The 24,058-nt window shown below is 37.7% G+C and carries 21 protein-coding genes; 5 read left to right on the top strand and 16 right to left on the bottom strand.

The features are described from left to right. Window positions 1-166: 166 nt before the first annotated feature. Window positions 167-1,309: a SpoIIE family protein phosphatase gene (locus ACFX4E_RS22005; RefSeq protein ID WP_377238442.1), complete on the top strand. Its 1,143-nt coding sequence runs from the start codon at window positions 167-169 to the stop codon at window positions 1,307-1,309. Window positions 1,310-1,337: 28 nt separating this feature from the next. Here ACFX4E_RS22005 and ACFX4E_RS22000 read toward each other — a convergent pair whose 3' ends face one another. From ACFX4E_RS22000 to hxlR, 10 genes are all read right to left on the bottom strand, one after another. After that, window positions 1,338-2,192 (bottom strand): CheR family methyltransferase, encoded by an 855-nt coding sequence (locus ACFX4E_RS22000; protein ID WP_013056253.1) that lies wholly within the window; start codon window positions 2,190-2,192, stop codon window positions 1,338-1,340. Window positions 2,193-2,210: 18 nt separating this feature from the next. Next, complete coding sequence (locus ACFX4E_RS21995) at window positions 2,211-4,976, bottom strand: CHASE3 domain-containing protein (protein WP_098333524.1); 2,766 nt, start codon at window positions 4,974-4,976, stop codon at window positions 2,211-2,213. A 619-nt stretch (window positions 4,977-5,595) separates the two neighbouring features. After that, entirely contained in the window at window positions 5,596-6,477 is an 882-nt protein-coding gene (locus ACFX4E_RS21990; protein ID WP_377238441.1) for a glycine betaine ABC transporter substrate-binding protein, read from the bottom strand. Window positions 6,478-6,498: 21 nt separating this feature from the next. Then, window positions 6,499-7,362, bottom strand: a complete 864-nt coding sequence (locus ACFX4E_RS21985; protein ID WP_028408096.1) for an ABC transporter permease — start codon at window positions 7,360-7,362, stop codon at window positions 6,499-6,501. A gap of 2 nt (window positions 7,363-7,364) precedes the next feature. Further along, window positions 7,365-8,618, bottom strand: coding sequence for a quaternary amine ABC transporter ATP-binding protein (locus ACFX4E_RS21980; protein WP_252124347.1), 1,254 nt, complete (start codon window positions 8,616-8,618; stop codon window positions 7,365-7,367). 80 nt (window positions 8,619-8,698) lie between these two features. Beyond that, entirely contained in the window at window positions 8,699-9,847 is a 1,149-nt protein-coding gene (locus tag ACFX4E_RS21975; RefSeq protein ID WP_377238440.1) for an aromatic ring-hydroxylating oxygenase subunit alpha, read from the bottom strand. A gap of 66 nt (window positions 9,848-9,913) precedes the next feature. Then, on the bottom strand, window positions 9,914-11,074 hold the full coding sequence (gene solA / locus ACFX4E_RS21970) for an N-methyl-L-tryptophan oxidase (RefSeq protein WP_050690700.1): 1,161 nt from the start codon (window positions 11,072-11,074) through the stop codon (window positions 9,914-9,916). Window positions 11,075-11,104: 30 nt separating this feature from the next. Further along, the gene (locus ACFX4E_RS21965) at window positions 11,105-13,528 is read right to left on the bottom strand and encodes a GcvT family protein (protein ID WP_377238507.1); all 2,424 of its coding nucleotides are present in this window, start codon (window positions 13,526-13,528) and stop codon (window positions 11,105-11,107) included. Window positions 13,529-13,891: 363 nt separating this feature from the next. After that, window positions 13,892-14,533: a 3-hexulose-6-phosphate synthase gene (gene hxlA, locus ACFX4E_RS21960; protein ID WP_013056245.1), complete on the bottom strand. Its 642-nt coding sequence runs from the start codon at window positions 14,531-14,533 to the stop codon at window positions 13,892-13,894. 198 nt (window positions 14,534-14,731) lie between these two features. Next, window positions 14,732-15,097, bottom strand: a complete 366-nt coding sequence (gene hxlR, locus ACFX4E_RS21955; protein ID WP_028408091.1) for a transcriptional activator HxlR — start codon at window positions 15,095-15,097, stop codon at window positions 14,732-14,734. Window positions 15,098-15,261: 164 nt separating this feature from the next. Between hxlR and zwf the strand changes: the two genes are divergently transcribed. Beyond that, a complete protein-coding gene (zwf, locus tag ACFX4E_RS21950) occupies window positions 15,262-16,776 on the top strand; it encodes a glucose-6-phosphate dehydrogenase (RefSeq protein ID WP_098525815.1) in 1,515 nt (504 codons plus the stop codon). A 146-nt stretch (window positions 16,777-16,922) separates the two neighbouring features. Then, window positions 16,923-17,069, top strand: coding sequence for a hypothetical protein (locus ACFX4E_RS21945; protein WP_155920413.1), 147 nt, complete (start codon window positions 16,923-16,925; stop codon window positions 17,067-17,069). A gap of 129 nt (window positions 17,070-17,198) precedes the next feature. Here the strand turns inward: ACFX4E_RS21945 and ACFX4E_RS21940 are convergent, their stop codons facing one another. Together ACFX4E_RS21940 and ACFX4E_RS21935 are read right to left on the bottom strand one after the other, a co-directional pair. Further along, window positions 17,199-17,447, bottom strand: coding sequence for a hypothetical protein (locus tag ACFX4E_RS21940; protein WP_028408089.1), 249 nt, complete (start codon window positions 17,445-17,447; stop codon window positions 17,199-17,201). 37 nt (window positions 17,448-17,484) lie between these two features. Next, on the bottom strand, window positions 17,485-17,970 hold the full coding sequence (locus tag ACFX4E_RS21935) for a PaaI family thioesterase (RefSeq protein WP_377238439.1): 486 nt from the start codon (window positions 17,968-17,970) through the stop codon (window positions 17,485-17,487). A 292-nt stretch (window positions 17,971-18,262) separates the two neighbouring features. Between ACFX4E_RS21935 and ACFX4E_RS21930 the strand changes: the two genes are divergently transcribed. After that, entirely contained in the window at window positions 18,263-18,766 is a 504-nt protein-coding gene (locus ACFX4E_RS21930; protein WP_051421052.1) for a L,D-transpeptidase, read from the top strand. A 439-nt stretch (window positions 18,767-19,205) separates the two neighbouring features. On the opposite strand, the gene ACFX4E_RS21925 is transcribed toward ACFX4E_RS21930, so the two are convergent. Both ACFX4E_RS21925 and ACFX4E_RS21920 read right to left on the bottom strand, forming a co-directional pair. After that, window positions 19,206-19,778: a flavin reductase family protein gene (locus ACFX4E_RS21925; protein ID WP_025753556.1), complete on the bottom strand. Its 573-nt coding sequence runs from the start codon at window positions 19,776-19,778 to the stop codon at window positions 19,206-19,208. Window positions 19,779-20,133: 355 nt separating this feature from the next. Next, on the bottom strand, window positions 20,134-20,412 hold the full coding sequence (locus ACFX4E_RS21920; protein ID WP_098622546.1) for an ArsR/SmtB family transcription factor: 279 nt from the start codon (window positions 20,410-20,412) through the stop codon (window positions 20,134-20,136). A 307-nt stretch (window positions 20,413-20,719) separates the two neighbouring features. Here ACFX4E_RS21920 and ACFX4E_RS21915 point away from each other — a divergent pair, with 307 nt between their 5' ends. Then, entirely contained in the window at window positions 20,720-21,598 is an 879-nt protein-coding gene (locus ACFX4E_RS21915) for a LysR family transcriptional regulator (RefSeq protein WP_057241905.1), read from the top strand. Between the two features lie 178 nt (window positions 21,599-21,776). On the opposite strand, the gene ACFX4E_RS21910 is transcribed toward ACFX4E_RS21915, so the two are convergent. After that, on the bottom strand, window positions 21,777-22,196 hold the full coding sequence (locus ACFX4E_RS21910; protein ID WP_028408085.1) for a MarR family winged helix-turn-helix transcriptional regulator: 420 nt from the start codon (window positions 22,194-22,196) through the stop codon (window positions 21,777-21,779). Between the two features lie 232 nt (window positions 22,197-22,428). Continuing rightward, window positions 22,429-23,616, bottom strand: coding sequence for an MFS transporter (locus ACFX4E_RS21905; RefSeq protein WP_377238438.1), 1,188 nt, complete (start codon window positions 23,614-23,616; stop codon window positions 22,429-22,431). Between the last annotated feature and the right edge of the window lie 442 nt (window positions 23,617-24,058).

Here is a 24,058-nt window from a genome sequence, read left to right as displayed (position 1 = left end):
CTGGGCACTAATTACTTTTTTAATAGAAAAGAATAATCTTAAAAAATACCCTAAACGCTCTGTTTTCTGTATAATAGATAAATAGAAAAACAGAAAAAGTATAAAAAATGCTTGAAAACTACATACTCAATCATTAGTCTTCAAACATAATAAGGGGAAATAAAGCATGACCATTCTTCTAGTAGATGACAATCAAGTCAATCTATTTGTGATTGAAAAAATTTTAAAAGGCGCTGGCTACGATAACTGTGTGTCTCTTACGTCTGCCCATGCCCTTTTTGACTATCTTAACCTGGACGATGAGAACTCAAAAACGAATTCGGTCGATTTGATTTTACTTGATATTATGATGCCCGAAATTGATGGAATCGAAGCCTGCAGGCGAATTCAACAGGTAGAACGCTTAAAACATATTCCAATTATCTTTGTCACAGCCCTAGAAGACAGCAGCAAATTAGTAGAAGCTCTAGACGCCGGCGGAACAGATTACGTTACAAAGCCGATCAATAAAGTGGAACTGCTGGCTCGTATGCGGGTAGCCTTACGTCTTAAAGCAGAAATTGACTGGCACACGGAACATGAAAAGAAAATTCAAACTGAGTTAGATTTAGCTACGCACGTACAGCAAAACTTACTCAGTCCCCCTTTACGAGAGAAAGATATTCAAATGGAAGTTTCATATTATCCTTCTTTTAAATTAGCGGGTGATATGTACTATTGGCACAAAATTGATGAGCACCGGTACGGGATTATCCTTTTTGATATGATGGGGCACGGCATCTCTGCCTCGCTTGTTTGTATGTTTATTTCGTCTGTGCTCAGAGAAGCTATCAAGTCTCTCGTAGACCCTGAGCAGGTTATTACAGAGCTGAATCGCTACATGGAATTATTGCACAGCGAAAAAGATGAAATCCCTTACTATTTCACTGCTATTTATTTAGTGATTGATATGGAAGCTAAGACAGTAGAATATGTGAATGCCGGGCATCCAGAAGGTTATATGTTAGTGGATGAACATACGCTTGTTCCTCTTCAACGAGGAAGCTGCCCTGTAGGGTTTTTTGAAGAAATGGACGTTCAGAAATCTGTTGTCAGCTTTGAGAACGATGTGCAAATTTTGCTATTTACAGACGGAGCTCTTGAATCAATGGGCCCTTGCGAAAATGAATCTGCCCTTCGTCTTCAAAAGCTTACTGAACAAAAATGGACAAATCCGCAGACATTTATGAATGAAATTTTTTCAGAAGAACAAAAGTTAAATCAGCCTGATGATATGTGCGTGCTTATGATTCAAGCCCAAGCACAATAAAAAAAGACCTCATAAATGAGGTCTTTTTTTATTGCTTTTGATAAATGCGCTCGTTCCCTGCAAACTCGATATAAGAAGCTGCTCCTTCAGCAAAGCGAAGCGTTTCTTTATCACCAAGCCCAAGAAATCCTTTTGCACACAGGCTTTCTGAAAATAAATTATACACTTGATTTTGCAGCTGAGCTGTAAAATAAATAAGGACGTTTCGGCAAATGATGACGTGAAATTCATTAAATGACTGATCCGTGACTAAATTATGCTGAGCAAAGATAATATTTTTTAACAGCGACGGATGAAAATATGCATAGTGATGATCCGTCTGATAATATTCTGAGAAGGCGTTCTTTCCACCGGCTTGAATATAATTTTTTGTATATGACTTCATTTTACGTAAAGAAAAGGCACCTTGTTTTGCTTTTTCTAATACATCTTCGTTCATATCGGTTGCGTAAATGACCGTTTTATCCATTAACCCTTCTTCTTCTAAAAGAATCGCCATAGAAAATACCTCTTCGCCCGTTGCACAGCCAGCGTGCCAAATGCGAATTTCCGGATAATCCTTTAATACCGGAATCACTTTTGTGCGAAATGCTTTAAAAAAGCTTGGATCGCGAAACATCTCTGTTACATTTATCGAAAAATCATTTAAAAGCTGATTCATAAATTCTTCTTCGTGAATCGCTTTTTCTAGCAATCGAGACACAGTTGGAATACGTTCAATTTTCATTCGATTATAGACCCGGCGACAGATAGAAGATTTAGCGTACTGTCTGAAATCGAATCCTGTTAATCGATAAATAGCCGTCAGCAGTAAATCAATCTCCAAATCTGTTTTTTTATTCATAACTAAGTCTTCACTTAAATCTAGGTGCTTCATATCCATTTATGTTTCATACCCCGCTTAATTTACTAGCCATACACGCATAACGGAGAACAGCTGATTTAAATCTAAAGGTTTGCTGATATAATCTGATGCTCCAGCTTCCAAGCATTTTTCACGATCATTTTTCATCGCTTTAGCGGTTAATGCAATAATAGGCAAATCAACAAGCTTTAGCTCTCCTCTAATTTTCTGCATCGCTTCATATCCGTCCATTTGCGGCATCATAATATCCATTAAAATGAGATCAAATGGTTCACTATTCTTCATCATTTCAAGACACTCTATTCCGTTATGAGCTGTCATAATGGTCATACCTTGTTTAGCTAGCGCAGTTTTTAAGGCAAAGATGTTGCGCTGGTCATCATCTACGATGAGCACTCGCTTATCCTGAAATACATTTTCATCATCTTGTAATGAAGGTTCAACTGGTTGTACAGGATGATCAACTTCAGTTATTTCTGCTTCAGGTTTAGCTTCTTCTACAGCTTCTTCTACAGATACTGCTACTTCTTCATATGCAAAATTTACTTTTTCATAGTCAACAAGACCGTTAGAGAGACTAGGAAGATAGAGTGTAAACGTACTTCCTTTTCCTACTTCACTGCTTAGGGAAATCCAGCCGCCCAATAATTTTGCAAACTCACTGCAAATAGATAAGCCAAGTCCCGTTCCTCCGTACTTGCGAACCGTAGCTCCATCGGCCTGCTGAAACGCTTCAAAGATAAGCTGATGCTTTTCTTTTGGTATACCAATCCCTGTATCAGCTACAGCTATTTCTAGCCAGCAATCCGTATCGACTGTACGCATAGCTGTTGTAAGACGATGGTCAGCTACTTGTTGAATAGATACTGTGACAGATCCCGATTCCGTAAATTTAAATGCATTTGATAAAAGATTTTTCACAATTTGCTGGAATCTCTTTTCATCCGTGTGAATGATGTCCGGTACATCTTGTGCTTTATTAATTTTTAATTTTACTTCTTTCTGTTCAGCAACGTGGCTGAAATTACGTTCAATTTGATCTGGAAGCTCACTCATATTCATCTCAGCAAGCAAGACATCTAGTTTTCCAGACTCTACTTTTGATAAATCCAAGATATCGTTGATTAATGCCAACAAGTCTTTTCCTGAAGAATGGATAATACGAGCATATTCTTCTTCATCTTCAGATAGCGTTTTAGCCGCGTTTTCCTCAAGCATTTCAGACAAAATAAGAATGCTGTTAAGCGGTGTTCGAAGCTCGTGCGACATATTAGCAAGGAATTCAGATTTGTATTGAGAATTCAATTCCAGCTGATGCGCTTTTTCTTCTAAATCTTCTTTTGCAGCCTCTAATTCAAACGATTTTTCTTCTGCATCTTTCGTTCTTTCTTCTAGCTGTTCATTAATCATACGCAGCTCTTCAGACTGCATTTGCAGTTCTTCTGATTGTGTTTGAAGTTCTTCAGACTGAGCCTGGAGCTCTTCTGTCATCGCCTGAGATTCTTTTAATAGACGGGCAATTTCCATCCGTCTGATTACACCATTGATAGTGAGACCAAACGTTTCAATCACTTGACTAATAAGTTCTTGCTCTAAAACTGTAAATTCGTGCAGCGATGCCAGCTCGATAACTGCAATTACCTCATCTTCAAATAAGACGGGCACAATAAAAATACTCTTAGGTTTTACATCTCCTAATCCTGAAGCAATGAGCTGGTACGTGTCAGGTACATCGTTTATGACAAGGGTTCTTTTTTCTAAAGCAGCTTGTCCAATGAGCCCTTGGCCTATCAAAAAGCTCTCTCTTCCCGCATCGCCTTTTCTATCTGCAAAAGCAGCTTGTTTGACGAATAGATCTCCTTTATCATTTTCCTCTCGAACATAAAATGCTCCGAAAGAAGCTCCTGTCATTTCTGAAACCGTAAAGAGAAATTTTTCCGCAAGCTTGTCTACAGATGCTATGCCTTGGTACATCGTTACAGCATGAGCAATGTTCGTTTGAAGCCAGTTTCGCTCTTCAATATTTTCTAACAACGCGTTCGTGGCTATCCCTAAATCTTTAATTTCATCATTAGATCGAACTTTAATTCTTCCTTTTAACTCGCCTTTTGAAGCCGTAATTCGTTTGATCGTTTGCGTAACTTCTTTAATCGTATTCACAATGGAATTGGACAAAACAATAGCGATAGCAAGTGAAATAAGCGTAACAAATAACAGCAAACCGTAAAGTCCAATTTTTATTTTTTGATTTTTCTCGTCTAACTCTGTTGCTCTTGTTTCAGTCGATTTTTTCTCTACATTTCTAAAAGAAGTAAACTGGCTGCGTATATCATCCATATACTGGCGCCCAGGATCTTTCTCAAAAAACTGCTGAAGCTCTTTTGTATTATTTTCTTTTTTTAATGCAATGGTCGGTTCACCAGCAGCTTCAATCCAGTCTTGAATGCTTCCTTTAATCTTCTCCAGTTTCTCCTGCTGATTTGGATTATTATTTAGAAGCTGATACAGCGCATTATAATCTTTTTCCCAACTTGATGCTGCGCTGTTATAAGGTTCTAAGTAACTCGCTTCTCCTGTAATAATATAGCCCCTTTGTCCGGTTTCCATATCGAGCAGGTGTTTTTCAATTCGATTGGTCAAATCATGCACTTCAATATCATGATCAATGATAAAATTTCGTTCTTTTTGCAAAGATGAAATTTGACTGTTTAAAACAATAAATGCAATGAATAAACAGACAATAACAATTAAATATCCAATAATAATTTTGGATTTGATGCCAAACCTCATTTTCTTTTCCATAATGTTCCTACTTTCATTCTAGATATTCTTCTAGAAGCATTCGAAAAACATGTTTATTTTTGCTGCTGGACAATTTCACTTTCAGTACACACTCTCCACTCCATCTTCCTTTGCTTGATAAGGCTCTCTCTTTTTCCTATCAAGTCAACATTCCTATTATACACTCTATTTTTGTACAGAAGAATATTTATTGTACAAGAGGGAAAGATTAATTTTCCAGTTTGCAAATACCTATTTTCAAGCTGTCTATAAAAATAGGCCCATGCTGTTAAAAGCATGAGCCTATCTTACAATATTTTTGTACACAATAAGGTAATGAAAAGTAATTTATGCTTTGGGGAATCACATAAATTATGACAACATAGGTATAAATAAATACTTACATGCGAAACGTAAAGCATTCATTATTTAAATTGTACTTGGATAATAGAAAGCAATGCCACTTTTTTTAATTTAAATATATTTTTTTAATTTACATATCAGGTTAAAAAACTTTCATTTATTGAGATTTTACCGAACTTAATCCGTTAGAAAAACTGCAGATAAAAAGTTCTCCCCCAAAAAAACAGTCTCTAAGTCAATAGCTTCATTTATGAGACAGCCTTTTCTTTTCCATCTATTATTTTACCCAGCTTTCCGTCACTTTTTTATTTTTAGAAATCCAGTTTTTCACACCTTTTGTTTCGTCTTTTGCACTGTTAATTTCTGATTCTAAAGATGCTAGTTGATCGGCACTAATAGAAAAATCTTTCAGCCACTTTGCTGCTTCTGGATAATCTTCTTTAAATGCCTTTTTGCTAATCGACTGTATTTTTTCAGGTCCAGTTGGATTCATCGTATTTTTGGGATCTTTTAAGTATCTGAGATTATACTTTTCAAAAGCCCAGTGGGGGCGCCATAACGTAACAACAATGGGTTCTTTATTAGCAATGGCTTTATCTAACTCCGATAACATGGCGGCTGTGCTGCTTTCTACTAAATTCCAGTCTGTTAACCCATAGGTTGGCATCGCATGATCTTTAGTAAGGCCGTTTATTCCAGATCCTGGTTCAATACTAATAATCTTTCCGTTAAACTCATCTTTCTTATTTTTCAAATCAGCTAGTGACTGCGCGTCTACGTAGTCGGGAACGGCCAATCCGCTATCTGCTTGATCATACCAAGTACCGAGCACGTCAACTTGTTTTCCAAATCTTTTCATATAAGCACTATGGGTGGTCGGCATCCATACATCCAAAAATAAATCAATGTTTCCTTGAGCAACTCCTGAGAAAAGCGGAGCTACGTCGCTTTGAACTGCTTTAACTTTATAACCTTTTCCCTCTAATAATTCCTTCCATAGAAACGTAACAGCTACGGCTTCGTCCCATGGTATGTATCCAATTGTAATTTCTTTTTTAGTCGTCGTGCCGCTTGCTGTATTGCTATTGCCACATGCGGAGACAAGCAGCATAATGACGATTGTTAGCATAATAAAAGAAAATTTTTTTGATTGTTTCATATACTCCCACCTTTATTCATTTTATTTACTTGATTGAATACCTTTTCTTTTTTGAGTAGAAAGGTGCGTCAGACGATCTAAAATAACAGCAATAATGACAACCGCAATCCCACCGATAAATCCTAAGCCTACATCCAACATACTGATGCTTCTTAATACCTCAGCACCCAAGCCACCTGCACCGACCATTGAAGAAATAACAACCATCGAAAGAGATAGCATAATAACCTGGTTTACACCCGACATAATCATAGGCAAAGCGAGCGGCAGCTGGACTTTAATTAATTTTTGCCATTCCGTCGCTCCAAAAGCTTCTGCTGCTTCTAAAGTGGTTTGGGGAACTTGCTGAAGTCCAAGCAGCGTCAGACGAACCGCAGGCGGCATTGCGAAAATAAAAGTAGCAATAAGAGCTGTAACATTCCCTAATCCAAATAAAAGTACGGACGGAATTAAGTAAACAAAAGCAGGCATTGTTTGCATAATATCAAGAATGGGCTTTATCACTGCTCCAACTTTGTTAAAGCGATGTGATAATATGCCTAAAGGAACGCCAAATAGAAGTGAGATAATAGTAGAAGCTAAAACGAGAGATAAGGTCAGCATCGATGCTTCCCATAAATTCAAGCTAATAATAAGAAGTAAACCAAAACACGTAAACACAGCTATCTTCCAATCTGTTAACCATAGCGCTAATAGAACAAAAACAACGACCGTTACTAGTGGAGGAGAAGCCGTCAATGCCCATTCGAGACTGCTTATTAAGCTGGTCATTATCTGGTTGATTCCAGTAAATACACCTGAAAAACTATCAATCATGTAATCAACAAATGAATTTGCCCATTTATCTAAAGGGATGCGAGGAATCGTCGCGGAATTTACCATCATATTTATCGGACCTCCATTTGATATGACTTAACTTCTTGTTGCTCGGTCACTGAAGTACGTTCAGTGAGATTTGCAATAAGAGTGCTTGGGGAAATCATACCTTGTAGGCGATGATAGTTATCAACAATGACTACAGGCGAATGACTGTCTGTAAATAGAGGAATCATTTCTTGTAAAGACATATCAGGATTAACACAATGCGGCTGTGTCATTTCTTTTCCTTTTAAATCATGCTTATGAGCTTCTATCAGCTCCATCACTGTATAAATGCTCATTAAACCCAATAAGCGATCAGCGCTATCAAGAACAAAAATAGTAGATAAATGATTGGTTCTCATTCTTCTTAATACGACTTGCGGTGATTCATACTCATAGGCAGCCGTTTCTACCGGAATCACCGCGTCTTTAGCAAGGCGAATTTTGCCGTAATTAACGTCTTGAACAAGCAGCTTTACATAATCAGTTGCCGGTTGACTTAAAATATCTTCAGCGGTTCCAAGCTGTACAATTTCCCCGTCTTTCATCACGGCAGCCCGGTGGCCTAAAGTTAATGCTTCATCCAAATCATGCGTCACAAAAATAACTGTTTTTTGTACTTCTCCCTGAATATCAAGAAATAGCTTTTGCATATCTCTTCGAATAAGCGGATCTAAAGCTGAAAAAGGCTCATCCATCAGCAAAATCTCCTGTTCAGAAGCAAGAGCTCTGGCTAGTCCAACCCGCTGCTGCATACCTCCTGATAATTCATAAATTCTTTTATAAGCTTGTCCATTTAAGCCCACCATTTCAAGCGCCTTTTTCCCTCGCTTTTCTCTTTCGTTTGCTGATACACCCTGTATCTCTAGACCAAACGTAATGTTGTCAATCACAGTGCGGTTTGGAAGGAGGCCCACATTTTGAAAGACCATCCCAATTTTATTTCTCCGGACTTCCTGAAGCTGTCTTTTTGGCATATGAGAAATATCTGTGTTTTCTAGATATACCGTCCCTTCTGTCGGTTCTACAAGCCCGTTCAAGCATCGAAGTAAAGTAGATTTCCCGCTTCCTGATAATCCAATTAACACAAAGGTTTCTCCCTTTTTCACTTCGAAATGAGCATTGTAAATAGCAACGGTTGTCTTAGTAGCTTGTTCGACTTCATATTTACTTTGTCCAGCTTCTCGCAGCTTAAGAGCCTGTTCTTTTTGGCGACCAAATACTTTTGAAACATCGGTAACTCGGATAATGGGTTCTGTTAGTTTAGAGCTTGTACTCAATTTATTTCCCCCTTATTTTAAAGTAGATTGTTAGAGGTGGTCTGACACCTCAAAGTAACGTGTCAGACCACTTCTACTTACTATTCGACCTTCATACCGATTGCTTCCAATACATAATTGTAAAAATGAGAAACGTGCTGTTCGATAGGTACTAAAATACCTCCTTCTTTGTAAGATTTTGAGCTCATATTTTCTTGACACCACTCACACGCTTCAAAGTCTTGTAAATTCACGCGGTGAAATAATTCCACAGCATCTTTTGGGTCAAAATCAGGCTTAGCCATTTCCTCCGGGTCGAATAACCATTCACAAATCACTTTAGACTTTTCCTCACTAATTGGAATAATACGATGAATAATAACGTGATCCGGTGTTAAATTGATAAATACAAGCGGCAGAACGGTAATGCCAAAATACGTGCGGTCATCTTCAGGAAGCAATCCTTTTAACATAGGGCGGCTTCCTTTCCCGCTGATTGAAAAAGCTTCTAATTCTTCCCCAAACTTAGCTCCGCCTCCCACGGAACTTTGAGTGCCGACTCCCGAACGAAATTCAGGCAGCGTTGCCGTAAGTTCAGGGTGAATAGAGGAACAGTGATAACACTCTTGAAAGTTTTCTACAATAAGCTTCCAGTTTGCCTCAACTTCATATTCTTCACGGTGAGCAGATTTCAAGTTTTGAATTTCATATCTAGTAAACGTATAAAGTTCTCCAAAACGATCAAAAATTTGTGCGTCTAGCTGGTATTCAACAGACATAGGATTGTCAGATAAATTAACCCAAACCATGCCGTGCCACACTTCAATGTGAACGGATGTTAGTCCATAATTTTCATTATGCACGAGTTCCTCTCGACAGTGGCTGGTGTTAGGAACACCTACTAAATCACCATCTAAGCTATAGCTCCACGAATGATATGGACAGCGAATGACACCTGCTTTACCGGATGCCTGGCTGCACAGCTTAGCTCCTCGATGCCGACATACGTTCAAGAATCCACGCAGCACGTGATCTTTTCCTCTAGTAATTAAAATATTTTCGTCTTCAACTCTCGTCGTAATATATTGTCCTGGCTCTGCTACTTCGTATTCAAATGCAACTAAACTCCATGATTTAGAAAATATACGATCTTTTTCTAACTTAAAAATGTCCGAAGATGTATACAGCTCTCCTTTCAACGTTGGCTCAAGTCTCCCATTATCATTCACTAAACCATGTTCCATAACCATCTACTATTCCTCCTTCGCTTCTTTAGCAACATTTAAATAGAACCATTCGCAAGAGCTGACGACGATTTATACTATTTTATTCGCCGCAAATCGCTGCGGAGTAAACAAATCAATTGGGTGATTGGTTTTTCCCTCTATCACTAAATCTGCTAAAATCTCTCCTACTACGCTTGCAAACTTAAATCCATGTCCAGAAAATCCCGCTGCAATCGCTACTTGAGGATATTCAGGATGCAGTGAAATGACAAAATGCTCATCTGGTGTATTGGTATACATGCACGTTTTCCCTTGTAAAAATCGACCATTAAGCTGTGGAATACCTTGAGCTAGATAGTGCCGCATCATGTCCACTTCGTCTTCATATATATTTCGATCAATCGTTTCCGGCGTACACGCTGTTCCTTTTCGGAAAAACGCCACTTTTGCTCCTTCAGCCTTTAATCCAAACGAAGGGAACCCATACAACTGTACATAATCATCTGCTTCCCAAATATAAATCGGCTGTTTTCCCACTGAAAAAATATCTATTCCTTGTGTTGGTTCAAAAAACATTTGCACATGACGCTCTACTTGTAAGCTAACACCTAAATCCCGTAATAAATCGGGTGCCCAAGCGCCTGCAGAAATAATGATTTTTCCAGCTTCATATATTCCATTAGCTGTTACAACACGCACGCCTTCACCAGAAGGGTGAGCTTCCCACGACATCACTTCTTCAAAAAAATGAAGCTCAGCTCCGTACTTTTCTGCTTGAAGAAGGTGAGTATATACGCTCGCTTCCGGCCTGACGAATCCAGCTCTTTCTTCATATAGAGCAACCGTAGCAGGTGAAGGTGTAAACGCCGGAAACCGTTTGTAAATATCCTTTGCTTCTAGAATCTCATACGCAAGATTCCACTGTTTAGAGCTTTCGATGCTTCCAGAAACCGTCAAGCTATCAGGAGGTCCCATCATAAGTCCACCGGTAACCGTAAGAATTTCTTGACCGCTTTCTCTTTCAATTTCATTCCATAATTCATAAGCGCGAAGCAATAATGGAACGTAAGCGGGGTCTTCAAAATACGACTGTCGAATGATTCTAGAACCGCCGTGACTCGATCCTAGGTCATGAGCGGGACCGTATTGTTCTAACCCCAATACCCGCTGACCTTTTTTGGCGAGCTGATAAGCAGCCGTACTCCCCATAGCTCCTAATCCGATAATAATGACATCATAATGTGTTGACATCTGCATTCCTCCTGTCTTTGGATTGATCAATTAAACTACTGCCGGGGAGTGTCTCATCATTGTTGCTTTATAACGCCGACCAAAGTATTCAACTTCTAAAACCATTTCTTCATGTACAGCTTGAGATAATAAAGTGTGTACAATTCCTTTTCCTAAGCTGTATGAATAGCCGGCACTTGTCACAAATCCGAGGGCTGTTTTTCCATAAAAGACCGGTTCATATCCCATTACTATCGCTGAAGGATCATCTAATATGAGCGTCGCTAATACTGTATCAGAGTCTTTTCGCTGACGATCAAGCAATGCCTCTTTTCCAATAAAAAATGGTTTTGTTAAATCAACCATTTTATGAAGGTTAACTTCATATGGATGATGCTCGCTCCAAAAGTCTTTCCCGCTTTTTAACGAAAAAGATTCAATCCGAAGATTTTCAAGAGCTCGGTCTCCCGCGGCAATCAGCTGATAAGGCTGTCCTTGTTCAATTAATAAATCCCATAAATTCAGGCCTTGATCAGAAGTCGTAATCAACTCCCAGCTCTCCATTCCCCCGTAGGAATCACGCAGAGCAAGAACTAAAATATTTTCGATAAACATCGTTTTCGCTTGTCCTTCAATCCAAGTGCTGCTAAGGTCTGAGCGTTGAACCACGGACTTCATTACTCCTGTAGCTTTAGGACCAATTAATGCTATACTGCATGTCCCTGACGTTACATCTTGAAAAACAACTTGACCGTTTTGAGGCACGTGTTTTTGAATCCAGCTTGCTTCTACAGCTCCCGTACAAACAATCAAGAAAGTGGATATATTTTTGCGAATAACCGTTATTTGATCTTTTATGCCGCCTCGCTCATGCAACATACACGTACGTATGCTTTGCCCTACTGTAATGTCTATATTTCCTGTCGTTAGCTTCTGTAAAAACTGGAGAGCTCCTTCCCCTTTAATTTCCAACCTTTTCTTTGCTGCCGTTGTATCGTAAATCGCTGCGTACTGACGAGTATGCAACTGTTCAGCCTCGATAATCGGTGACCAATATTCAGCGGACCACCCCTTTCTTATTACCATCTTCTTTTCATACGTGGATATAAGCGGATAGTTAGCTTCATACCACTGCGGCTGCTCCCACCCTGCTTTTTCGTTAAAATACGCTTTTAGTTCTTGCTGACGCATATAAAATGGACTTACGCGCATGTTTCGCGATACTTTTCGCTGCATAAATGGATGATGAATGCTATAAACCTCTTCATACTCTTCAATAGACCGCTGTTTGTAATAAACAGGGCTGCATGCATACGTATCGAAACGATTAATATCGCATAGCTCCAAATCCACAGTCGGTGCACCATTCATCATCCATTCAGCCATTTGCCTAGCGACACCTGCAGAGTGCGTTACCCATATGGCTTCGGCTACCCAAAATCCCCCTACTGCTTGTGATTCGCCAAGCAGCGGCATCCCATCAGGTGTGAAAGAAAAAATGCCGTTTATTCCTTTTTTTATCCCCCCTTGTTTTAATGCCGGAATTAATTCCATTGAATCTTCCCACGGTTTTTCAAAATCTTTTGGTGTAAAAGGTTTAACAGAAGGCATTTCTTTTGTTTCTCCGTATTTTGTAATGTCACTGAGTTCGATTGGAAACGGTTCATGCTGATATGATCCAATCCCAAGCCCTTTGTCTACCTGACGAAAATAAATTGCATTATCCTGATCTCGAATAAGAGGAGTCGCCGCTTCTTCCGTTTCTCCGTTTAATTCAAGTAAATCATTTGTAAACACATATTGATGAGCCATTGGCTGAAGAGGAATCGTTACACCGACCATTTCTCCGATACGAGGTCCCCAAAATCCGGCACAGCACACGATTACATCTGCTTCAAATTTTCCAGCGCTCGTGTACACTGCTTTTACTTGACCATTTGTCACTTCAATATTCGTCACTTCTGTATGACCGTAAAATTCTACTCCGCACTCCTTAGAAAAACGAGTCATTTTATCAACGGCATGCAAAGGTTTGGCAATACCGTCTGACGGAACATAGAGACCTCCGCAAATACGCTCAGGACAAATCAGCGAATTTTTTTCTGCGCATTCTTGCGGTGAAAGAAGAAAAGCTTCGATTCCCCATGAGCTAGCAACACCAGCCTTTCTCTTTAGGTCTTCTAATCGCTCGGATGTACGGGCAACTTCTAAACTGCCGACAGGATAAAACGAGCGCTGTTCATCTGTACTCAACTCTTTAAAGGTCTCGACTGTTTGAGAAGCTAGTGTTGTAAGGATTTTTGAAAAGCTAAGCTGAAATACAAGCCCCGGAGCGTGAGAAGTAGATCCTCCCGTTTCAAACAAAGGGCCTTGCTCAATCACTGTTATGTTTCTTTGCCCCATTTTGCTTAAATAGTAGGCAATGCTGCACCCGACAATTCCAGCTCCTACCACTACTATCCTCTTATGTTCCATCACTTTATATCTCCCTCCTTTTTTGGTTTAAAGATGTTAAATATTGTCGATAGTTAATTATATTTTTAATATTCATAATTTTCAAAGTATTTTGTTAAAAAGTGTGACATAGATTTTTTTTGCACTTTCTTTTGCTAATGTTCGGATAACGCTTTCTTAACTTTAAAATCCCAGAAAAACCGTCGTCTTTTTCTTTCGAATAACGAATTTTAAAGAAACTATCTATCTATCAAAATGACTCTTATCAATGAATGGTTATACTAAAAATGACGGAAATAAGATAGCTAAAATAACTTAGCTATCTTATTTTTCAACCATTTACCGCTTAATTAATTTTGAAGGTCTAAATACTTTTGCTTATTTTTAGACCAAAGTTGCTTGTTTGACTACTTTTTTCATTTCTTCTGCAACGTTTCTTTTGTCTTTTTCACTTGTAATCCCCCCGCCTACAATCACAAGGTCCGGCTGTGACTGCACAACTTCAGGAAGTGTATTCAGTTTAATGCCCCCTGCCACCGCTGTTTTTGCATTTTTCACAACTCGTTTAATCGTTTGAAGCTGCTCGAACGGGGTTTCTCCTTCAGCTTGAAGATCATACCCTGTGTGTACACAAATATAGTCAACACCGAGTGCATCGACTTCTTTTGCACGTTGTTCAAGGTTTTTTACATTAATCATATCAACAAGAATTTGTGTTCCTTGTTTTTTGGCCTCTTCTACAGCGCCTTTTATAGTCGAATCATCAGTAGCGCCAAGAATGGTAATAATACTAGCCCCCGCTTCAGAAGCTTTCATTACTTCATAAGCACCTGCATCCATAATTTTCAAATCAGCTAATACCTTTAAAGACGGAAAGGCTTCCTTGATTTCTTTGACTGCTTTTAGCCCTTCGTTAATCACAACTGGAGTTCCAATTTCTACAATATCGATATACTCTTGAACCTCCTGCACTACTTCTTTTGCCTCTGAAATATTTACAAGATCCAATGCTAATTGAAGTTCCATACTGACTTCACTCCTTCATTAAATAGGGTTGTCTAGCATGAATTCATTGTAAAACCGTTACTTTCAAAAAAAAAGTAGGCACTTTTAAAACATATAGTCACTAAAAATATACTATGGACGCTTCAATGCAGCGTATCATTTTTATTTATAGAAAATTCTGAATAATAAGGGCAGTTTTATCCTTTTCAACCAAAGATTTTAACCCATATGGCTGGAATTATTCATTTCAGGCTCTATAACGGTTTCCATATAATTTTTTCCCCACTCATCCATGCTCTTAAGGATAGGCATCAAGCTTCTCCCGTGTTCAGTCAAGGAATATTCAACTTTTGGAGGGACAACCGGATAGACTTTTCGGTGAACGATTTGATCTTCTTCTAATTCTCGCAGCTGACTTACTAACATTCGCTGAGTAATTCCCGGCATCATGGACTTCAACTCCCCAAATCGTTTCGTCCCTTCTTTTCCTAGGTGCCACATAATCAACATTTTCCACTTTCCACCAATGATCGTTAACGTTAATTCCTTTTCACAGTTAAACGTTTTGCTAAAGAGTCTGCTCAATCCTTTTTCCTCCCTTTTTATGCGTAATAGTATAGTTTTAGACACTATATGAAAATAAAGTGTCTACTTATAAAGGAAAATTGTACCTGCTATACTGTAATCTGTAAAGGTGATAAAAGACTATATTCACTGCACTAGACCGTTAAAATAAAGGAGGAGATCAATTGGGCAGTGTAGCTCGTTCACGTGATAATTGTCTCAAGTCTCATTCACCACAAGCGTCAGAAGTGGATTCCATGACCTTTATCTTATTTGGAGCAACAGGAGATTTAGCTAAAAGAAAAATTTTTCCTGCGTTATATAATTTATTTTTAGATAAAAAGCTTCCTTCTTCCTTTTCTATTGTTGGTACGGATAGAAGCAACTGGTCTGATGATGCCTTTCAAATATATGTAGAAGAATCAGTAAAGACTTTTTCAAGGCGCTTTAGACAAGGTGAATCCAGGATAAGAGAATTTCTTAAGACAGTTCGCTATCATAAAATGGATGTTACCAATAGTGATGGATATGAACAGTTGCTGCATGCTATTCAAGAAGGCGAAGCAGAATTAAATATTCCTGAAAATCGTCTTTTCTATTTATCAGTGGCTCCTGAATTTGTAGACGTTATTGCTTCAAATATAAATAGCGGCGGATTGGGATCTACAAAAGGCTGGAAACGTCTTATTATCGAAAAGCCTTTCGGACACGATTTACAATCTGCTCAAGTGTTAAATCAAAAGCTTACTGAAACGTTCAATGAAGAAGAGATTTATCGTATCGACCACTATCTGGGAAAACCCATGATTCAAAATTTGGAGGCTCTAGCATCTGCAAACCCTATTTTACAAGCACTATGGAACCATCACTACGTTGCAAATGTTCAAATTACAGCTAGTGAAACAGTTGGTGTAGAAGAAAGAGCGCCTTACTATGATCAGTCTGGTGCAATTAGGGATATGTTCCAAAACCATATGCTTCAAATGCTTATGATGACTGCCATGCAGCTGCCAAAGACACTTAACATCGCAAAGACTCGCCAACAAAAGATAAAAATTATGAAAAGCCTTCGCCCTCTACAAAAAGAGTTTATCCATTCGAACGTCATAAGAGGTCAATACGAAGCGGGAAAAATCCAAAATCGTTCCGTTATAGGATATAAAGATGAGCGCGGCATCAATGCTGCTTCCGTTAATGACACATTTATAGCAGTGCGGGTATGGATTGATCATGAGCTTTGGAAAGGAGTACCTTTCTATCTTCGCACAGGAAAAAGAATGAGTAAAAAATGCACGCGTATCGTCATTGAATTTAAACATCCTTTAAAGGATGTTTATACAGATGAAGAAGTTATTCCCAACCTTTTGGTTGTCGAAATAAGCCCAAATGAAGGTATATCACTGCAATTAAACAGCAAAAACCCTTTGAATGACAATAAAATCGAACCTATTTTTATCAATTTCTCAACAAATCAAAAAGAAGTACCCGAAGCTTATGAACTGCTGTTAGTTGATGCTTTACAGGGAGACTCCACATTTTTTGCTCATTGGGAAGAAGTTGAATTATCTTGGAAATGGGTGCAACCTATTTTAGAAGTTTTTAATGATGAACGCTTTCCTCTTCATTTTTATCCTGCGGGTACGATGGGACCAGCAGCTTCAAATCATTTGTTAGAAGACGACGGGTTTAAGTGGTGGTGATTACTTTTAACCTCGTTAAAAAGAGGCTGGGGTAAAAGTATTTTATTTGAAGAAAGATCCGAACGATGAAGCGAGATTCTTGATGGAGAATCGACCTCGTTCGGATTTTTTCATTGTGGTCGTAAACGCAGGTTTACTGTATGTAGTTGCTTCTAGTTGTTGATTGGAGGGCAAGACGAAGACTCCTGCGGGAAAGCGGAACAGGTGAGACCCCGCAGGAGCGTATGCGACGAGGAGGCTTACCGGCCGCCCGCGGAAAGCTAAGTCTTGCACGGAAATCAACTGCGGTGTAACAAGCAGTCGATACTAGCTCATGTATTCAATTTGTTCGTCTTTAGATTGGGTTAATGTAGTTATATCTTAATCTCGTTTATCAATGTTTCAAATACCTTCAATTGGCTAAATCTATGTCACTTAAAAAATTAAGCCTTCGTATCTTCTTTATTTAATATCAGCCATTTGATTTTTCGATCTCGCTCTTTTCTTTCTTGTTCATCAACCAAATCATATTTCTTCAGCAAGTGAAACATCTCGTTTAATGTTGTTTGCGAAGGATTTCGTACGAGAAACTCATGAAATAAAGAGCGAATATCTTCTGGCAGCCATTGTGACTGCGAGTTAAACTTCTGTTGGACATCTTCTACCGAGTGGTCTAAATTACATTTACCCATCCCTTTTCCTCCCTTTTTATGTAACTGTTTTGCATTTTTAGTCTTCTTTGCGTTTAAACGTACTTGGCATAACAACTGCCACAACTTCTCCGGTCGCAACAATGATGTCGCTTGCGTATACTTCTGTTTTAACTCTCCATTTCTTCGGGTGAATTTCTTCAACCGTTCCTATTGCTTTTAGTACTTCACCCTGCGGCGTTGGTTTTTTAAAATCTAGGTGGAGAGAACCGGTAACAAATCGCGGCGGCTCTGCTGAATCTCCTATTTCGTAGCCATTTTTACGATATAGAGCAAGAGATGCAGAGCCTGTTCCATGGCAGTCAATCAGTGATGCAAGAAGTCCGCCATAAACAAATCCTGGTATGGCTGTATGTTCAGGCTTAGGTGTATAAAGGGTAATGGTTTTTTCTTCTAACCACCCTGTCCGAAAATGATAGCCTTCTTGATTTAATCGGCCGCAGCCGTAACACCGTGCAAAATCATCCGGATACTCGTCTTGAATCGCTTTTACTACTTTTTCCATGGTTCACCACTCCTTTTTCCGGAATATTTTAACACATTTTCTCCTACAATCGTTAGAACTAAACGGACTATTTTCAAGCTTAAATAACCAAAAATCATAATAGAAGAAAAGCCTCACTTAAAAAATAATCGATTAACTAGGGTTTTATTTATAAATGATGGTGACGAGAAAGCATCTTTCTAATTGAAAGGTGCTTTTTTGTTTCTTATAAAAATATAAAAAAGAGGAGAGTTTTTATGAAGAACATTTTCATGAAATCAATGACCGTTCTTACCTTATTAATGGTCGCATTATGTGGAGTAAATCAGGTGAAAACAGAAGCAGCAAGCAAGCCTACGAATCAAGATTTGATATTATTAACAAGTACTACAACAAGCTTGCCTATTTTCACAATGGCTATATTGAAATGTTTGATCCAGTAGCAACGGGAAAAACATGGGATAAAACACCTGTTGGCTTCTTTAAAGTGGTAAACAAAATTAAAAACCGTCCTTACTATACAGGACATATTCCTGGGGGCGACCCTCGCAACCCATTAGGAAAAAGGTGGTTAGGATTAAATGCAAACGGTACGTATGGTGATACATACGGTATTCACGGCAATAACAATGAAAGTAGCATTGGAAAATATGTGAGTCAAGGGTGCGTAAGAATGCATAATGCAGACATCGAAAAGCTTTATGATAAAGTCCAAGTAGGCACACCGGTTGCTATCACTTATTCCTATAAGAGCTTTGTAGAGTTGACGAGCGTGTACGGTTACGAGTTCAAAGGGTATCATTTAAAAGAAAATTAATCAAAAAGCAGTATTAACAATTTTTCTATGATGCAGGCATTAACCATGAATTAAGAAGCTGACTTTTTATACTCTACTGACATCTTGCAAATTAACCGAGCGTTTGAAAAATTAACTGTAAAGAGCTTAAAGCGTTACGCTGCTTATGCTGTTGGAGGACTTGCTTTGACAGCCGTTGTTATACTGGCCTTTACAATGGAGACAGGAACAAGTTCCAATTCAGTTACAGGTTCTGAAAAAGCTGTGGTAGTTGAAAATGTAACTCTCGAACAAAATAAGTAAACAATATGGGCGGCCTTTCTCGTTAGAGAAAGGCCACTTTTTTTGTAAGGCTGATTTTTACTTGTTCTTAAGACTCAGTCCATCCTCAAAAGCATTTCCTCTTTGGCCATTTCATCTAACCAAAATGAGACTGTGAGAGTTTTCTTTACCGATTTATTTAGTCTGTACCAGGTCCGTGATTAAATTTAGTACCTTTTCCAATAGCATAGAATTGACCGCCAGCAACATAGTGTATTGTACGCAATTCATCAGGAGCATCATCAAAAATCCAATGTCCGTTGTTGAATACTCGATCATCACTCCAAGCACCAACAATTTCACCCATGAAAAGATCATGTTCTTGTTCATTTTCAGAATTTGGAAGAACCTTGCATACTAGCCAGCCAGCGGAACCTTCAACTAGTGGTAAATCAAACTCTTCTTGGTAAAATAGTGAGATCTTATCAAGTTTATTGTCTATTTCTTTAGAGCTGTGCTCACCAACATACAAGACAGTTTCCATTTGTTTAACAGTTGGAACATGTACTACAAAATAACCACTCTTTTCAACGAGTTCACGTGTGAAAGCTTGTTTGCCGATAAACGCCATCACTTTATTATTTCCCACCAGACCGACCCAAGCGGCTGCCATTACATTTTCTATCCCATCGTGTTTAGCAGAAATCATGGTTGTTGGACCTACTTGTAATAAACGGTATGCTTTCTTTAAATCAACAGGCTTAATTGCCATTATTCATTCTCCTTTTGTTTTATATTTTGGTATTTCTAGAAATACAGATTTAAGTTCATACATTAACCGAGCGTTTGAAAAATTAGCTGTAAAGAGCTGATTTTTGCACGTAGACAAAGGGACCTTTACAATTTCTTCAGAAATGTTTTATAAAGGTGACACAACATGAATTTAACGCGCTTATAATAACGATAGATGATTTGCTTTAGCCTTTTTATCTAAAGTACTAGTAATGGATATACTCAGAATTTAGATGAGGATACCTATCAAGCAATTTAGCCATAATCCAGACAAGAAAAATCATACCTCTTAGTTCTATATTTCCTTAAGTATAGAAATATAGAACTAAGAGAAATTACTCCATTACATATGGAGCATACTTTCCAATTAACTCACGGTCTAGGCTGTAGTATATATATGTGCCTTCTTTATAAGTACTCAGAAGTCCGCAATCAGTTAATTGTTTTAAATGATGGGATAAAGTTGATCCAGCAATTGATTCAAGTTTTATCCCAATATCCGAACAACATAAATTTGCTTCATTAGCAAGCAAACGAGCAATCTTTAATCGGGTCGGTTCACCGAGTGCTTTATATATTTTTGTCGCCTGCTGTAACTTCGAGTTATCCTCCATTGTTAGTACCCCTTTTTCTGAATGAATTAGATACCCCATATGAGTACAAGCTAAAATTATAGTTGCAAGTATACTATAGAGATCTCATTTTCCTGATGGATGATTATATAGTATTGCTAAAGCCAACTGCACTTTAAAAATAAAATCCTCAAAACAGTACTATAAGCACAAATGAAAATAATTTATTACAATCGCTAATCCTAATTATCTTCGGTTAATTTCTTGAAGTTTAATTCTCTTTCATGATACATTGGATTCTAATACAAATGAAATGCATATTAATTATATAGGAGATAACAAAATTGATATGAACAAATCACAAATTGAACTTATTGTCCGGATATCAGAAACAGGAAGTTTTACAAAAGCCGGTGAAGAGCTACATATGACACAACCTGCGGTAAGTCGTACCGTTGCAACAATTGAATCGGAATTAGGAACGAAGTTAATTAAAAGAGATAAGAAGAATGGAATATCTTTTACAGATGTAGGAGAGAGAATATTAATTACTTTTAGAACAATCCTGAGTGAATTACAAAAAGTAGATGAATTAATTGTGGCTGAACAGGGGTTAGAAATTGGAAAGGTACACATTGGCGCTTACCGAACTGCTTGTACTAGGTTTATTCCTAAGATCATACGTGCAATGGAAAGTCAGTATCCTGGTATAGAAATCAAGCTTTCGGAAGGTAGTGTAGATCAAGTAAAAGAGTGGTTACGTTCCAGATGCATTGATGTAGGAATTATCATTCCTCCTGATAAAGATTTTGATACCTTACCTTTAATTAAAGATCAACTGATTGTACTTATGCACTCAAGCCATCCTTTATCTCAGAAAGAAACAATAAGTATTCCTGACCTACAAGGTGAAGATATACTAATTGGAAAATGCGGTTATGAGGTACAGATTCATGCTCTATTCAACGAGTATAACTTGACTCCTAAAGTACGGTTTGAGATGGATTATATAGAGACAGGATTAAGTATGATACAAGAAGGGTTAGGAATTACCATTACAACAAAACAAAATATTTGGTGGTTGCCAGACCAAGTTGTTGTTCGTGAGTTAAAACCAGATACGTATAGAGATATCAATATAGCAGTGCTAGATATGAAAGATATATCCAAAGCGACAGATGCTTTTATCCAAACAGCTCGTACCCTTTTTGCTCAAGAAGATGCTTAAATAGTACTTAAATAAACATGTGTTGCTATTTAGTGCATATAAAAAAGACAGCTGTTTGATTCAAAAAGTGGCTGTCTTTTTTATTTCTACTATTTATGAATGGTAGTGGCTAGGAAGAGTATTTATTGAATGCTTATAAAAAAGGTTTCTCTTTATAAGGAATATTCAGTAACACGGCTTATTGTATACCGTTATATACCTTGTTTAACAATGTCTTTAGTTGAGTATTTTCTTCATTACTTAATTGACGCGTGATGAAGAGGTGAGCGTCTTCAACTAAAGGTGAAAGAATTTTCTTTAACTCTTCCCCCTTTTCTGTAAGAAATAGATAGTGTAAGCGACGATCTCGTTTACTGTATATTCTTTTTAAGAGTCCTTTTTCCTCCATCGCATAAATCATTTCTACAATAGTTGTTTGTTTCTTATCAATTGCTTCTGCTAGTTCTGTTTGGGTGATCCCTTTTTGAGAATCTAGAACACTAATGATGCTCCATCGTACTGGAGTCATGCCATAAGGTTTGAGCTTTTTCTTGAAATAATTCATTGCTCTTACATCTGTTCGATGAATAAGATGGCCTGTTAAATCATGTAAATCCATAACGTCACCTCAGAAATGTGAAAAATATGTCTTAAGCTAATAATCGAGTAATATAAGTCTTTATTAGTAGGCGGTATCCATGTGTGATTCTATATAATCGCTACTATTTATCTGACCAAATGTATTCATGTGGCTAAACCTTCTCCTGCACACAGTAATATCATTCTATACTTTGAAAGTTGTTTAGCTTTTTTAAAAGCTAAAATAAAAACCACGATTTACTTCGTGGTTTTTATTTCACAGGTAAGCCCTCTGTTTTACCTTTAGCTGGTTTGGTGATTTTCCACCCTAATAAGATGGCAATGAATCCTATAATTATAAGAAGATATAATGTCAGAACGAAACTTCCTAAATAATCATGCAGAAATCCAATTATAAATGGGCCGACTGCACCAATCATATATCCAATTGCTTGAGTCATTGCTGACCAAGTACTTGCTTCTAGAGGGGAAGATGCCATATCTAATGGTAACAACAAAGTTAGCGACACAAGACCACCGGCACCAACTCCTAAACATATACTTGAAACAATAGGTGTTACGTTTGTAAAACATAAAAGGGATAAACCAATTATTATACTTAAGGTAAAGGTTGTAATCCAAAACCTTCTGCTCGGTAGCACTTTTAAAAGACTAGGTAATAAAAGAGTAGCTGGTAGCTGTGAAATCATAGCAATTGTACCTACAAGACCACCAAATGCTGGTGTCCACCCTTTTTCCTCTACAATGGCTGGTAGCCATGCTGCAAAACAGTAAAATAGAAGAGTTACAATCCCTACAAAAGAAGTTAATAGCCAGGCTTTTTTGTTTTTTAATGGTAAAGAAGCCTTCGTCTTTTGTGAAAAATTACTTACAGGAATACGGGATTGTTTTATTACCATAAGCCAAAGTGGAATAGCGAGTAGAGCAAGAATACTCCAAAATGCTAATCCATTTTTCCATGAATGATTGAACCAGTGTTGAAGTGGTGTTGTTAGCCCAATAGAAATAGATGCACCCACTACCATTGAAGTAGAGTATATGCCTATCATCGATGCTGCCTTGTCTGGAAAATGACTTTTAATAAAACCAGAAAGCAAAGGGCTTACAACACCAATTCCTGCACCAATTAATAAAGCCGTTATTAACAGGTAAATTGAAGAATTTGTAAAGGCCCTTAGAAATGTTGCAATACCTATGCAAGTTATAGCGAAAGTAATCATCTTCTCTGGTTGATAGCGATTTGCTAAACGACCAGCAAATAACGAACAAAAACCAAAACATAACAAAGGAATGGAAGTGAGCAAACTAGCTAAAGTAGAACTCATACCTAGATCCTTCGTTATTCCATGTAATACTGGGCTAACTGAAGTTAGACCCGGCCTAAGGTTAAATGCAGCTAGTATAAGTGCAAATAGAAACAATTTATTACGATTGACCATACTAATTACCTCCAGTTAATTTCTTGAAACTTAATCCTCTTCTATGGTACATTAGGCTTTTTTATAAATGAAATGCATATTTTTTATAACGCATATAACAAAAATGTTATGAGGTTGGGAATGGAAAACAAACATGGAATACAGCAAACTCTATTAGAAAAAATAGAGTGAATGAAACTAATGTGAAAGTGAAATAAGTATACCTTTATCATTTTAGATGAATAAAGTAGAGAAACATATAATACTTAAAGACATCTGAACAAGTAGGTTCATCTTGTGAAAAACGACCAATACAATATTGGTCGTTTTTATATTCATTATAAGTACAATACTTCATGTATATAGTTAACTTACTCTTATTAACAAAAGTTGGATTTGAGTCAATAATTTGGACACAAAAAAGTTAAGTCTTAAGCTGTTTTTTTTATTTGATCCTCAATTG

Source organism: Priestia sp. YIM B13491, assembly GCF_042787605.1.
GTDB lineage: Bacteria > Bacillota > Bacilli > Bacillales > Bacillaceae_H > Priestia > Priestia megaterium_E.
Note: the sequence above shows the minus strand (reverse complement) of the source record. Positions and strands in the feature narration are given on the sequence as shown.